This is a genomic window from Streptomyces sp. AC550_RSS872, assembly GCF_019049285.1.
Lineage (GTDB): Bacteria > Actinomycetota > Actinomycetes > Streptomycetales > Streptomycetaceae > Streptomyces.
Genome location: NZ_JAGMUL010000094.1, coordinates 1 through 279, shown reverse-complemented (window position 1 = coordinate 279; position 279 = coordinate 1). Strand labels below are relative to the sequence as shown.

The 279-nt window shown below is 67.7% G+C and carries 1 protein-coding gene; it reads right to left on the bottom strand.

Annotation, left to right across the window (positions count from 1 at the left end; translation table 11 throughout):
• On the bottom strand, positions 1-279 hold a 279-nt coding region (locus KUM44_RS31085), incomplete at both ends, for an AMP-binding protein (protein WP_217213103.1).

Genomic DNA, 279 nt, shown 5'->3' with positions numbered 1-279 from the left:
TCAGAGCGTGGTGTTCGATGATCACACCTTTGGGGCGGCCGGTGGAGCCGGAGGTGTAGATCATGTACGCCGGGTGGCGGGGCGTCAGTGGCGTCGTGCGGTCGCCGTCGGTGAGGTTCCCGTCCGCGTACCTGTCCAGTTCCAGGCCGTCCAGGGTGGTGAGGTGGAGGGCGGCGTCGGCGTCGTTGAGGATGTGGGCGATGCGCTCCGCCGGGTAGTCCGGGTCGATGGGGACGTAGGCGGCGCCGGACTTGACGATGGCGACAAGAGCGGTGATCA